The sequence below is a fragment of the Arenibacter aquaticus genome, from assembly GCF_003957295.1.
Taxonomy (GTDB): domain Bacteria; phylum Bacteroidota; class Bacteroidia; order Flavobacteriales; family Flavobacteriaceae; genus Arenibacter; species Arenibacter aquaticus.
Genome location: NZ_RQPJ01000001.1, coordinates 1 through 12,340, shown reverse-complemented (window position 1 = coordinate 12,340; position 12,340 = coordinate 1). Strand labels below are relative to the sequence as shown.

At 41.8% G+C, this 12,340-nt stretch carries 12 protein-coding genes; 8 read left to right on the top strand and 4 right to left on the bottom strand.

Annotated elements, in window-relative coordinates:
* Window positions 1-14: 14 nt before the first annotated feature.
* Together EHW67_RS00060 and tsaB are read left to right on the top strand one after the other, a co-directional pair.
* Window positions 15-1,355 (top strand): TolC family protein, encoded by a 1,341-nt coding sequence (locus EHW67_RS00060; protein WP_126160306.1) that lies wholly within the window; start codon window positions 15-17, stop codon window positions 1,353-1,355.
* Window positions 1,356-1,374: 19 nt separating this feature from the next.
* Window positions 1,375-2,046, top strand: coding sequence for a tRNA (adenosine(37)-N6)-threonylcarbamoyltransferase complex dimerization subunit type 1 TsaB (gene tsaB / locus EHW67_RS00055; RefSeq protein ID WP_126160305.1), 672 nt, complete (start codon window positions 1,375-1,377; stop codon window positions 2,044-2,046).
* Here tsaB and EHW67_RS00050 read toward each other — a convergent pair.
* The 3 genes from EHW67_RS00050 to EHW67_RS00040 all read right to left on the bottom strand — a co-directional run bounded on the left by EHW67_RS00050 (window position 2,043) and on the right by EHW67_RS00040 (window position 4,230).
* Window positions 2,043-2,879, bottom strand: coding sequence for a mechanosensitive ion channel family protein (locus tag EHW67_RS00050; protein ID WP_126160304.1), 837 nt, complete (start codon window positions 2,877-2,879; stop codon window positions 2,043-2,045). The genes tsaB and EHW67_RS00050 overlap by 4 nt on opposite strands.
* Before the next feature lie 177 nt (window positions 2,880-3,056).
* Window positions 3,057-3,257, bottom strand: a complete 201-nt coding sequence (locus tag EHW67_RS00045; protein ID WP_126160303.1) for a dodecin family protein — start codon at window positions 3,255-3,257, stop codon at window positions 3,057-3,059.
* A 70-nt stretch (window positions 3,258-3,327) separates the two neighbouring features.
* Window positions 3,328-4,230 (bottom strand): NifU family protein, encoded by a 903-nt coding sequence (locus EHW67_RS00040; RefSeq protein ID WP_126160302.1) that lies wholly within the window; start codon window positions 4,228-4,230, stop codon window positions 3,328-3,330.
* A gap of 117 nt (window positions 4,231-4,347) precedes the next feature.
* On the opposite strand from EHW67_RS00040, the gene EHW67_RS00035 reads away from it, so the two are divergent.
* A complete protein-coding gene (locus tag EHW67_RS00035; protein ID WP_126160301.1) occupies window positions 4,348-5,340 on the top strand; it encodes a PorP/SprF family type IX secretion system membrane protein in 993 nt (330 codons plus the stop codon).
* A gap of 498 nt (window positions 5,341-5,838) precedes the next feature.
* Here the strand turns inward: EHW67_RS00035 and EHW67_RS00030 are convergent, their stop codons facing one another.
* Window positions 5,839-7,017 carry a vWA domain-containing protein gene (locus EHW67_RS00030; protein ID WP_126160300.1) on the bottom strand — a complete coding sequence of 393 codons (1,179 nt, stop codon included), beginning with the start codon at window positions 7,015-7,017 and terminating at the stop codon, window positions 5,839-5,841.
* 249 nt (window positions 7,018-7,266) lie between these two features.
* Here EHW67_RS00030 and EHW67_RS00025 point away from each other — a divergent pair, with 249 nt between their 5' ends.
* From EHW67_RS00025 to EHW67_RS00005, 5 genes are all read left to right on the top strand, one after another.
* A complete protein-coding gene (locus tag EHW67_RS00025) occupies window positions 7,267-9,183 on the top strand; it encodes a tetratricopeptide repeat-containing sensor histidine kinase (RefSeq protein WP_126160299.1) in 1,917 nt (638 codons plus the stop codon).
* Window positions 9,184-9,212: 29 nt separating this feature from the next.
* Complete coding sequence (locus EHW67_RS00020) at window positions 9,213-9,944, top strand: LytR/AlgR family response regulator transcription factor (protein ID WP_126160298.1); 732 nt, start codon at window positions 9,213-9,215, stop codon at window positions 9,942-9,944.
* Between the two features lie 111 nt (window positions 9,945-10,055).
* Window positions 10,056-10,565, top strand: a complete 510-nt coding sequence (locus EHW67_RS00015; protein WP_126160297.1) for a gamma carbonic anhydrase family protein — start codon at window positions 10,056-10,058, stop codon at window positions 10,563-10,565.
* Window positions 10,566-10,838: 273 nt separating this feature from the next.
* Window positions 10,839-11,723 (top strand): ACP S-malonyltransferase, encoded by an 885-nt coding sequence (fabD, locus tag EHW67_RS00010; RefSeq protein WP_126160296.1) that lies wholly within the window; start codon window positions 10,839-10,841, stop codon window positions 11,721-11,723.
* Between the two features lie 321 nt (window positions 11,724-12,044).
* A partial coding sequence (locus EHW67_RS00005; protein WP_158285043.1) for a hypothetical protein occupies window positions 12,045-12,340 on the top strand: 296 nt, incomplete at its 3' end.

Here is a 12,340-nt window from a genome sequence, read left to right as displayed (position 1 = left end):
GAAAAGATCAATACATGAAATTAAAGGGGATAATAGGATTTTTTATTTTCTGCCTGGGGTCTATGACCGCACAGGAAAAAAAATGGACCTTGGAAGAATGCGTATACTATGCAGTTGAAAACAACCTCACCATAGCGCAATACGAGCTCGATTTGGAAAATGCCCAAATTGATAAATCCGATGCCATTGGTGATATGCTGCCCAATTTTAATATGAATGCCAGGATATCCGGTAACTCGGGCCTGGTCTTGGATCAGTCCCGTAACCAACAGGTCAGCGGAACGGTCACTACGGCTTCTGGTGGATTTGGGTCGTCCGTGAATCTTTTTGATGGGCTAAGAAACATCCATAGATTAAATAGGGCCAAGTTAAATGCCCTGGCCAACCAATACCGTTTGGACAACCTAAAGGACGATATAATGCTTGCCGTTGCCAATGCCTACCTACAAGTGGCCTCCAATAAGGAATCCCTTAAAGTGTTTAGGGCACAATATGCCGTGACCGAACAGGACTTGACACGGACCGAGGAACTGGTGGCAGCCGGAGTGGTTCCCAAGGGTGATCTGTTAGAGATTCAGGCCACGGCTGCCAATCAGGAACAACAGATTGTAAACGGGGAAAACCAGGTGCTGCTTGCTAGAATAAATTTGGCACAACTACTGCAGATAACAGATTATGAAAATTTTGATATTGCGGAAGAGGATTTTAATATTTCACCATCCAATATTTTGGAACAGTCCCCCAAGACCATATTTAACAAGGCCCTTAGCTTTAGGAACGATATTAAGTTTTCCATGTCCAACGTAGAACTTGCCATGAAAGACCTACAGATTGCCAAAGGAGCCGCGTATCCTACATTAGGGGCATTTTTTAATTATGGCACCCAATATTCCAGTGAATTTAGGAACCCGGCAACCTTGGAAAGGATTCCTTTTACAGACCAGTTGTATTTAACAGACGGTATTGCCTATGGTTTACAGTTGAATATTCCGGTTTTTAACGGCTTTAGTGTTAAAAACAATATAAAACGGGCTAAAATTGGGGTAGACAGGTCCAGGTTGCAGTTGGAACAGGATAAATTGGACTTGGAAAACAATATTAATCAGGCCTATGTGGATGTCAAGAGCTTTTCCAAGGCCTATGAAGCCGCTCAAAAAACTTTGGATGCCAGAAGGTTGGCCTATAATTACTCAAAGGAACGATTTGAAGTGGGCCTAATGAATGCCTTCGATTTTAGTCAGGCACAGTCCAGGGTAGACAATGCGGAAGCAGAATTGATCAGGACCAAATATGACTATATATTTAGGGTAAAGGTTTTGGAGTTCTATTTTGGTTTACCCATAACGTTGGATTAGGTTATATTTGCAGCCTATTATGGCTATGATATTAAATTTAGAAACGGCAACTACCAATTGTTCGGTAAGTATTGCCAAGGATGGGGAGTTAGTGGTCTTAAAGGAAGACAACAGTCCCAACTATTCGCATTCAGAACAATTACACATTTTTATAGAGCAGGCTTTGAAGGAGGCATCCCTGACTTTTAAGGATATTTCCGCTATTGCCGTGAGTAAGGGCCCTGGGTCCTATACCGGTTTACGTATAGGGGTGTCTGCGGCCAAGGGGCTTTGCTTTTCATTGGATCTGCCGTTGATAGCGGTGCCTACCTTGGAGAGTTTGGCCGTACAAGGCTATGGGCAGGGTTATGATTTTGTTATCCCTGTTTTGGATGCCCGTAGGATGGAAGTCTATGCTACCATTTTCTCTTCCGATGGGAAATGTTTAAGGGAGACCAGGGCAGAAATCATTACGCCCGATAGTTTTAAGGAATATACAGCTAAGGGAAAGGTATTGTTGATAGGGGACGGTGCAGAGAAATGTAAGGGAACCTTGGAGCACCCCAATTTTAGTTTTATAGCTGCAGTACCAACAGCCAGGGAATTGGGTACCATATCCCATAAAAAGTACAAAGCAGGCACATTTGAAAATGTAGCCTACTTTGAACCGTATTATCTAAAGGATTTTATAATGCCTGGGAAAAAATCCTAGGAATCCCCTTGGTGAATGACCCGTTGTGGAAATGGTATTTCCAATCCGGCTGCATCAAATCTATGTTTTAATTCTTCCATAACGTGGAAATGTGCTGCCCAGAATACATCGTTCTTGGCCCAGAACCTAAGAGATAGGTTTACCGAGCTGTCTGCCAATTCTGCTACATACACTTCTGGAGCTGGATCTTTTAGGATGTGTTCGTTTTCGGCACATATCTTTAACAGTATATCCTTGGCCAGTTTTATATCGGAATCATATCCTATGCCCACGGTAATTTTGTCCCTTCTGGTGTCTTGGGCATTGTAATTAATGATGTTGTTGTTGGAGAGTTGTCCATTGGGCACAATGGCAATTTGATTCCCAAAAGTGCTTAACTTGGTGGTAAAGATGGTAATCTCCTTAACGGTACCGTCTACGCCCTGGGCAGAAATAAAATCGCCTACCTTAAAAGGTTTAAAGACCAAGATAAGGACGCCCCCGGCAAAATTGGCCAAAGACCCCTGTAGTGCCAGACCAATGGCAAGACCAGCGGCACCAATGATGGCTACCAAGGAAGAGGATTGTACCCCTAATTGGGTAATGACCAAAACAAATAGCATAATCTTTAGCGCTATGCTGATAAAACTCTGTAGAAAAGATTCCAAGGATTCGTCATAGTCCGCTTTTTGGAAAAACCTTTTAACCATCTTGTTGATGAATTTGATAATCCAAAGTCCAACGATCAGCGTTAGTACCGCGGTTACAATGGAGGTGACCAAACTGGGTAGTATTTCCCAGGCCCAAGCTTGGGCTTTTTCAAGGTTATCTTCGTAATCTGTAAGTATATTCATGTAGTTTCAATTTTTTGCAAATCAATAAAAAAACCAATCCTTTGTCAAGTTATAAACACTAAACAAATGTTAATCTGGCCAGGGCCATGCCGATACTGGGCCAGATGTAATTTATAAATTGGACAATACAAAAAAAGCGCCTTTTTTTGGCGCTTATTGATGGAAATGCTAAAAAAATTAATTCACTTCAAAAGTGATTTTGACGTTTACGCGATAATCATCCAATTTGCCATCCTTCACCGTTGCACTTTGCTCGTTAACATATACAGATCGTATGTTCTTTACAGATTTTGAGGCATGTTCAACTGCTTTTTTGGCGGCATCTTCCCAACTTTTTTCGGAATTGGCCATTACTTCGATAACTTTTAAGACTGACATAGTGTATAATTTTTAGATTCTCTTAAAGTTAACGAATAAAACACAAAATAAAGAGTGGAAGCAGTGTAAATCAACCGTTTAAGGCAACAACCTGCTGAACCCTTTCCCCCATCATGTTTTTAAGCATGGTCTCAATGCCATTTTTTAAGGTAAAGGTAGAGGACGGACAGCCACTACAGGCGCCCTGCAGAATAACATTTACGGTTTTAGTGTCTTCTTCGTAGGATTTAAAAAGAATATTGCCGCCATCACTGGCAACGGCCGGTTTAACGTATTCTTCCAAAATATCAATAATTTCCTTGGAAGTGTCGTCCAAGTTGCTGTCTTCCAATTGGGCTTTTGGGGCTGCCTCTTTTTGTTGTTGAAGGCTGCCAGATGAAACCACTTCCTTGCCATCTGCAATAAAATCCCTGATCTTTTCACGTACCTCCATGGTAATGGCATCCCATTCCGCAACGTCGTACTTATTAATGGAAACATAGTTTTCGTCTATAAAAACTTCCTTTACAAAGGGCAGCATAAACAGCTCCTTGGCCAATTGCGACTCCTTGGCTTCGTCTATATTCTTGAATTCGAAAGTAGACGGAACAATTTTTTTATTGACAACGAATTTCATTACCGACGGATTGGGGGTTACTTCCGCGTAAACCGTAACAGGGACTTTTTTCTGGTTTTCATCCTCTACTACTACTGGCTCCCCGGCATTTAGGTAATCTACCAGTTGCTGGGCCACACTGTCCTTTACATCGTCCCATTCCACAATATTAAAGCGTTCCAGCCCAATAAAATTACCTGAGATGTACACAGTCTTTATAAAGGGAAGGTAGAATAGTTGCTGGGCCAAAGGTGAATTTTTGGCCTCGTCTATGTTCTTAAACTCGTAATTGTTGTTCTTTGTTATGAAATGATTGGTTTCAAACTTTAATATCGCCGGATTGTTCGTGGGTACCACGGTAATTATAAACTCCTTCATTTGAATATTTTTTACAAAAGTACGAAGGATTTCTAAGTTACGGTAAATATAATAATGTAGTATTTCGGCCGTTATAACTTATATTTGGACGATGTTATTAATTCACCCCTCATCTTAATGAAACAAAACTTATTGATCTTACTTTCGTTCGTTGCGATGGGATTTCAATCCATGGCACAGGAAGGCGTCCCGGTATATTTTGATTATTTGGCGGATAACTACTATTTGGTATACCCATCAATGGCCGGTATAGGTGAAGGAGGGAAGATTAGGGCCACAATAAGACAACAATGGTTTAGCGCAGATGATGCCCCTAACTTACAAACCTTGAATGCTCATTTTAGGGCAGGGGAAAACAATGGCTTTGGTGCCATTTTTTTTAATGATGCCAATGGGTATCACTCCCAAACGGGCCTTAAACTTACATATGCCCATCACCTGAGATTGGGTGGGGATTATAGAAGTCTAAACCAACTTTCTTTTGGATTAAGCGCAGGAATACAGCAGAGTAATTTGGACGAGTCCGAATTTGTGTCCATAATACCAGATCCCTTGGTTACGGGATCCCGGAACAGTGTTAGCTATTTTAATATGGATTTGGGGATGTCCTATAATTTTAGGGAGTTCTATGCACATGCCGCAATCCATAACCTACTGGGTAGGGGCAGGGATTTGTATTCGGCCGTTGAATCTACCAATTTGCGCAAATACCTGGTATCCTCAGGTTATGTTTTTGGTAGGGGAGAATGGCAAGTGGAACCTTCTGTGCTGTTTCAATATACCGAATTTACCAGGGAAAAAGCAGTCGATATTAATGCCAAGGTCTATAAAAGCGTAGATTTTGGAACGGTGTGGGGAGGTATTTCCTATAGAAGAAGTTTTGATGGAGCCCAATATCAGACATCCAGTAATTTTGGCGAACAACGCTTGCAGCTTATTACACCAATTGTAGGGGTTAACTATAAAAACTTTCTGGTCTCTTATAACTATTCCTACCAGATGGGGGATATAAGATTTGATAATGGGGGATTCCACCAAATTACACTGGGGTACGACTTCGGGCAGCCCGAAAAGCGGTACGACTGTAAATGTCCCGCTGTAAATTATTAATGACCATAGGCTATTTCTAGGCTGGCGTTCGCCAGCTAAGCGGAATAAAGAACACAATCTTCAGTTCTTTGTAGGCCAAAGACTGTGCTCTGTTTTAATTATACGGATAATGGCTAATTGTTGGGTTTTCCTATTGTTGCCCATATTATTTGCGACTGATCGGGTTGCCTTATGTAGAAATTATTCTTTTACTTTATTCAAGTGGTTCTCAAAATCCAGTGATTTCACGGACCTATCCCATTGCCTACCTTATTTCCAGGGCTTCAATAATACTTAACGACCATTATAGCTACAGCAAGGAAGAAGATAGACCGGACAATGATTTTTCTGAGTTATTAGGTTGAAGAAACAAGAACCGGCCTATTTTCAATTTCTATAAATCCACACACACACACACACACAACCTTTGGGAATGATTCAATTATCATCCCGGCCTTATATAATTTGTTGCTCTAATCATTTTTCTGATTTTAGCATTATGGCAATACCGATCCGATATTAATCCCAACGATAGTTTTTGCGCTCCGCCTGTTTCATGATAGCCCCTATCATGGCGTTTTCCAATTCACCTTTCCCACTGTCTTTACGCTTTGCAGTGATATAGGCTTCCCGTTTTTTGTTTAGGGCTTGAATTTCCTTTTGAATGGCAATTCGCTCTGCATTTTTTTCTGCGATATAAGACTTTATTTCAACCTTGGATTTTCCTCGTAAGATTGGAGGGAGCTGCTCTTTTCCAATGTTGCCCAGTTCAAAATCGTCTTCCTTGGAGGCATCTACCAGGTCCCAGGAGGAATTGGAGTACATTCTGGACGATTTGCTGACCGCTCTCTTTACCGCTACTACTTCTTCCATCTCCATGGCATTGCTGTCTTGGACAGCTTGTTGTTGCAGTTTAGAGGCGCCCTGTGCCCCGTATGAAACATAGGTCTTGTTAAGTTTGTTGTTTAGCTGTATAATTATATTGTCATAGGGCGTTTTTATATGCACCACTTCCCGGTTGTGGTCTATGGCCATATAATCTCCGCCCGATAGTTGGGCGCCATCTTTCCAATGGCTGTTGATACCTTGTTCATAGTTACCGCAAAAAATGGTGTTAATGATCACATCCTTTTCCTTGGCATTGGCCACGGCATCCTTATAATGGATCTTGCCTTGGGTAAATGGTTCGTTTCCGGCAATAAATATCATTTTTAAATGGTCTGGATTGTTGCCCCAATCCAATTGCCTTAAGGAGGTTTGTATCACCTGTCCGCAGTATTCTTCCCCTCCATTGGTGGAAAGGGAGAATAGTTTTTCCGAAATCTCGTCCAGATCACTGCTAAATCCCAATACCTGTTGAATATACCCCTCTTTTGCCGCCAGATGGTCGTTTCCATATTGATACAGCGCTATTTGTAATCGCGGTCCCAAATCGTTACCACATTTGGCATGGGTAAATTTGTTTACTATGTCCCAGAGCTGGGATTTTGCCTGGTTTATTAGGCCATCCATACTATTACTGGTGTCTAACAAAAGAGCTATTTTAACGGTGTTGCCGTTGGGGTTGGGCTTGTGATTGCTGTTTAACTGTTCAATGGAGGTGACTAAGTTGTTTTTTACAGGATGTAGGGAGCCGTAGCTGCTTCCTATAATTAGTGATACTGCTACTGTGGTAAATACTTTGCTTAAATTTTTCATAGTGATATGTTTAGATTTTACTTCAACTTTAGTGGCTTGTTTTGGCTATGTTGCCGTGTTGAGGTTTAAATGTAGGAGCAAACTTTTTTTCAAAAAACCGGTATTGAGTAAACGGGTTGTTTGGGTGAGGCAAACGGCTGTATCAATTCGTATAGGTGTAGAGCAGTAGCTTGGGATGGCAGATGTTTAAAAGTGTCTATTTTTTAGTATGGTTTAAATCATTTAAGTTTATCCCAATTATAAAAGTTAATGTACAGAGGTTTTTACATATTCTTATTATTTGCTTTTGCCATGGTAGAGGGCCTTGCACAGGACAGTGTTGCCCTACACCGGAGTTATATAGATTCGGCAAATTATTATAAGAAGAGGAATATTGGCAAGAGTATAGATTTTATTGCCCAATCCATTTCCAGCTTAGGGTCGTTAAAAAAGCAGGAAGAACTGTCCCAATCCTATGCTGCCTTGGGAGAGGTTTACCTTTATCACAAACAATATGACTTGGCGATATCCAGTTTTAAGGATGCGGTACAGGCCAAGTCCAGCCCAAAGATAAGGCTGTTGTTGGGGAAGGCCTTGGTGCAGAACAAGGAATTTAAGGAGGCGGAGAAAATACTTTCTCCCCTATTGGAGATGCCTAGATTGCTTCCCTATCATAGGGTAGAGCTTAATGAGACCTTAGGTGATGTATATGTGGGGCTTGCTGAGGTAGATAAGGCCGTGGCTTATTACAACGAAGGGCTTAAAGTGGCCGAAAAGAACCAGATTTCTACAAAGACGGTAGACCTTAACTCCAAGATAGCGGAGGCCTACGCCAAAGAGGATAGGTTGCACGAGGCTGATGTATATTTTGGCAATTCGCTTAAATTGGCAACCCAGCAAGCCCCGCAACGAGCGGCCCAAGAAAAGGAAAAAGTGGCCGACTTTTACAATCGTAAAAATCAATATGGACAGGAAATAGCCCTGAGGAAAAAGAGCTTGGAGGATTTAAAAAAAGTACAAAAGGATATGGAGCCCCCAACAGCATATGCCTTGGTCAAGGATTCTATTTCCGCCCAGCGTATAAATTATAAAATAGCCAATGCCTATATAGCCCAAGATAAATATGATGAGGCCATACCATACCTGGAAGAGAGTATTAAGGATGCAGATGTGGATGATGATCTGTTGGTACAGAAGGATGCCACAAGAAAATTGTCCGAGGTGTATAAGTATAAGGGCGATTTTAACAAGGCATTGGAGACCTATCAGGAATATGTGTCCCTAGTAGATACCTTGTATGTGAGAAAAGAACAGGAGATTTCCACTGCCGCCCGTTTAAACAGGGAAATAGCAGCCGCGCAAAGCAGAATATTGGGGCTGGAGCAGGAACGGGAACTTTCCCAAAGCAAATACAATCTGGCCTTGACCCAACAACAGTTGGTGTCCGAAAGTGTAAAACGCCAAAATTGGATTATCTATTCTTTAATTTTTGGCTTGTTGTTAATGGGGGTGGCCACCTATTTCTTTTACAGAAGCAATAAACAACAAAAGTTGGCAAATAATCTATTGGCCCTTAAATCCTTAAGGTCGCAAATGAATCCGCATTTTATTTTCAATGCCCTGAATTCCGTAAACAGCTTTATTGCCAAGAATGATGAACGAAGCGCCAACAGATATTTAAGTGATTTTTCTGCCCTTATGCGGTCGGTATTGGAAAATTCCGAGGAAGATTTTATTCCCATGACCAAGGAGTTGGAGTTGTTGGAACTGTATACAAAATTGGAGCATTCCCGTTTTTCCGATAAGTTCAGCTATCAAATCCTTGTTGATAAGGAGATTCCCATAGCGGATTTTAAAATTCCGCCAATGTTGCTGCAGCCCTATATAGAAAATGCAATTTGGCATGGTTTGCGATACAGGGAAGAAAAGGGCTTTTTAAGGATAGCCCTAAAAAAAATAGCAGCCGATGCCCTGCAGATTACCATAGAAGACAATGGTATTGGCCGTAAAAAATCCCGGGAATTAAAAACCCAAAACCAGAAGAGGCAAAATTCCAAGGGTATGGGGAATATTAAAAAAAGAATAGCCATACTAAACCAAATGCACGGCAATAAGCTGGATGTTGCCATATCGGATCTAGAATTGAACGGAACGGGTACCAAGGTGGTTGTTACCTTAAAAAAGTGACTCATAATATTAAAGCATAAACCGTAGGAATGACGTTAAGCGCTATACTGGTAGAAGATGAGGTGAACAGCAGGGAGATTCTCCGCAATTATTTGGACAAATATTGTCCTGCAGTGCATTTGGTGGGCGAGGCAGGGAGCATCAAGGAAGCAGATGCCTTGATCCGGTCCAAAAAGCCCGATTTGGTGTTTTTGGACGTAGAAATGCCGTTTGGAAATGCCTTTGATCTGCTAGATCAAATGCCGGAGCGGACATTTGAGACTGTTTTTGTAACGGCCTACAATGAATATGCCATGGATGCCCTCAATAATCACGCCGCCTACTATCTTATGAAACCCATAAATATAGATGAGCTTATAAAAGCGGTAGAATACGTCATTCAAATAAGACAAAAGGAAGTGGAGTTGCAAGACCGTATTCTAAAGCCAAAATTGAATAAGGTAGATGGCAAGATTACCCTGCCACAGCAAGATGGTTTCCAGGTTTTGAATGTGGCCGATATTCTTTATTGTAAGGCCGATGATAACTACACCGAAATATTTTTGCAGAACCAAAAAATACTGGTCAGTAAAACCTTAAAGTATTTTGAGGAAGCTTTGACGGACTATACCTTTGCACGCATACATAAGTCCTATTTGGTAAATGTCAACGAAGTACAGCAATACAAACGGGGTAAAGGAGGCAGCGTGGTGCTATCCAATGGACAGGAAATAATGGTATCGGCCTCTAAAAAGAAGGATTTGTTGTCGTATTTTGAATAGATTTGCAAAAAAATAGGGGAAGGGTATAGGGGTTTTTAAAGCTACCTCCCCTCCTGTAGGCTAAGGTATATAATATAGATGATGAAAAGCACAAGTGATAAATAATACAATATGATAAAAGCGGTGAAGGGGAAATCCCCTCAGATAGGGGAAGATTGTTATATTGCGGAGAATGCCACGATTGTTGGTGACGTAACCATGGGAGATCAGTGCAGTATATGGTTCAATGCGGTGCTCCGTGGCGACGTGCACTACATTAAAATGGGCAATAAGGTCAACGTTCAAGATGGGGCAGTGGTACATTGTACCTATAAAAAATCACCTACTACCATAGGTAATAAGGTGTCCATTGGGCATAATGCTCTGGTACACGGATGCACCATTCATGACAATGTATTGGTAGGAATGGGAAGTATTATAATGGATGACTGTGTGGTGGAAAGCAATAGTATTATTGCGGCCGGGGCCGTGCTAACAAAGGGGACCCACGTACCCTCCGGAACCATTTTTGCGGGAATGCCGGCAAAAAAATTAAAGGATATCAGTGAGGAATTGAGTAAGGGGGAAATAGATCGAATAGCCGAAAACTATATTACCTATTCCAGTTGGTTTAAGGAGTAAATGTCTGAGGAATAGGATGTATGCGCAATAGGGTTGCGGAACTGCAAGGCTGAGGTATTGGATGCGGAAGAGTAGAGGTACTTCTGGTACGTAGGGGGCATATTTTTCGAAAAAAATTATCCTATTTTTGTCTAGTAGTAAAAAAAGAAAATAAACGAATGAATTGAGCCGGGATATAGCCAAGCTCCTTGTTTAAATATAGGGCGGGCTTCCATGGCAATTTTCAACTACCTGGATGTTGGTAGCTAACAGATAAATTAAATAATAGAACGGATGAAAGCATATGTTTTTCCTGGTCAAGGTGCGCAATTTGTAGGAATGGGGTTGGATCTTTATGAAAAGTATCCCGAGGCCCAAGAATTGTTTGAAAAGGCCAATGATATTTTAGGGTTCGCCATAACCGATTTAATGTTTGAGGGGACGGCTGAGGACCTAAAAGAAACCAAAGTAACCCAACCCGCTATATTCTTGCATTCGGTAATTATGAGCAAGGTCATGGGTGAAGATTTTAAGCCCGATATGGTAGCAGGGCATTCCTTGGGCGAATTTTCGGCTTTGGTGGCCAACGGAGTCTTGAATTTTGAAGACGGATTAAAATTGGTATCGCAGAGGGCCAAAGCCATGCAAAAAGCCTGTGAGCTGCAGCCCAGTACCATGGCGGCTGTTTTGGGTCTGGAAGATAGCGTGGTAGAAAAAGTTTGTAGTGAAATTGAAGGCATTGTGGTACCGGCAAACTATAACTGTCCAGGGCAATTGGTAATTTCCGGAGAGGTAGAGGCCATAAATACCGCCTGTGAAAAGTTAAAGGAAGCAGGTGCGCGTAGGGCATTGGTACTGCCTGTAGGTGGGGCATTCCACTCTCCCTTGATGGAGCCTGCAAGGGAAGAATTGGCAGCGGCCATAGAAGCTACGGACTTTAGTCCCCCTAGCTGTGCCATATACCAAAACGTGCCTACTACGGCCGTAACCGATCCTGAGGCCATAAAGGCAAATTTAATAGCACAATTAACGGCTCCGGTAAAATGGACCCAAAGTGTACAGCAGATGGTAGCGGATGGTGCCACTTTGTTTACAGAAGTAGGGCCTGGAAAAGTTTTACAGGGCTTGGTGAAGAAAATTCATAAAGAAGCGGAGACCAGCTCGGCCATTCTTTCTTAAGAGTAGTGTGTATAGTCCTGTTTATAAGGGTTTATATGTCTAAAATATAAAAAAGTCCCGCCATATGGTGGGACTTTTTTTATGTCTTGGTTTGGGAAAGTGGATCAAGGGCTTGTACAAGGGGAATTATTGTGGTGTTTTTAGCGGATAAAGTTCATTGGGATTAATTCCTTTTTTGATTGTTGCAGTTTATCTGATATATAGATATTTAACCCCTATTGTTAGGCTTCTGGGCTATTTTTTCTTAATATTGGTATCCCATTTTTTACGGATGAGGTAGTCTTTTTTGGACAAATTTTAAGTTTTAGAGATAGACCGGCTATGAAAATAATTACACTATATAGAATTCTTTCCAATTGTCTAATTGAAAAAGCAATCAAACGCCTTGTGCCCCTGATGGTCCTGATGCTAGTTGGGGCAAGTGGATATGGGCAGGCTACGGTTACCTTTTCTTCTGCGACGGGTTCCGGTGCTGAGGATGCCGGATCTGGTATCCCGACCCTTTTGGTCGACGGGTTGATAGTGGCTCCGAGCTCGGTGACCCTTACCCCCAGTGGTACGGCCACTGGCGGTGGTGATGACTATACCTTGGCGAGCACGACGATAAACATCCCTGC

What these genes read in the sequence shown, in the direction of transcription:
- EHW67_RS00015 (WP_126160297.1), top strand. Translation starts at nt 10,056, where the DNA reads ATGATAAAAGCGGTGAAGGGGAAATCCCCTCAGATAGGGGAAGATTGT.
- EHW67_RS00030 (WP_126160300.1), bottom strand. Translation starts at nt 7,017, where the DNA reads ATGAAAAATTTAAGCAAAGTATTTACCACAGTAGCAGTATCACTAATT.
- EHW67_RS00025 (WP_126160299.1), top strand. Translation starts at nt 7,267, where the DNA reads ATGTACAGAGGTTTTTACATATTCTTATTATTTGCTTTTGCCATGGTA.
- EHW67_RS00045 (WP_126160303.1), bottom strand. Translation starts at nt 3,257, where the DNA reads ATGTCAGTCTTAAAAGTTATCGAAGTAATGGCCAATTCCGAAAAAAGT.
- EHW67_RS00060 (WP_126160306.1), top strand. Translation starts at nt 15, where the DNA reads ATGAAATTAAAGGGGATAATAGGATTTTTTATTTTCTGCCTGGGGTCT.
- EHW67_RS00035 (WP_126160301.1), top strand. Translation starts at nt 4,348, where the DNA reads ATGAAACAAAACTTATTGATCTTACTTTCGTTCGTTGCGATGGGATTT.
- EHW67_RS00020 (WP_126160298.1), top strand. Translation starts at nt 9,213, where the DNA reads ATGACGTTAAGCGCTATACTGGTAGAAGATGAGGTGAACAGCAGGGAG.
- EHW67_RS00040 (WP_126160302.1), bottom strand. Translation starts at nt 4,230, where the DNA reads ATGAAGGAGTTTATAATTACCGTGGTACCCACGAACAATCCGGCGATA.
- fabD (WP_126160296.1), top strand. Translation starts at nt 10,839, where the DNA reads ATGAAAGCATATGTTTTTCCTGGTCAAGGTGCGCAATTTGTAGGAATG.
- EHW67_RS00050 (WP_126160304.1), bottom strand. Translation starts at nt 2,879, where the DNA reads ATGAATATACTTACAGATTACGAAGATAACCTTGAAAAAGCCCAAGCT.
- tsaB (WP_126160305.1), top strand. Translation starts at nt 1,375, where the DNA reads ATGGCTATGATATTAAATTTAGAAACGGCAACTACCAATTGTTCGGTA.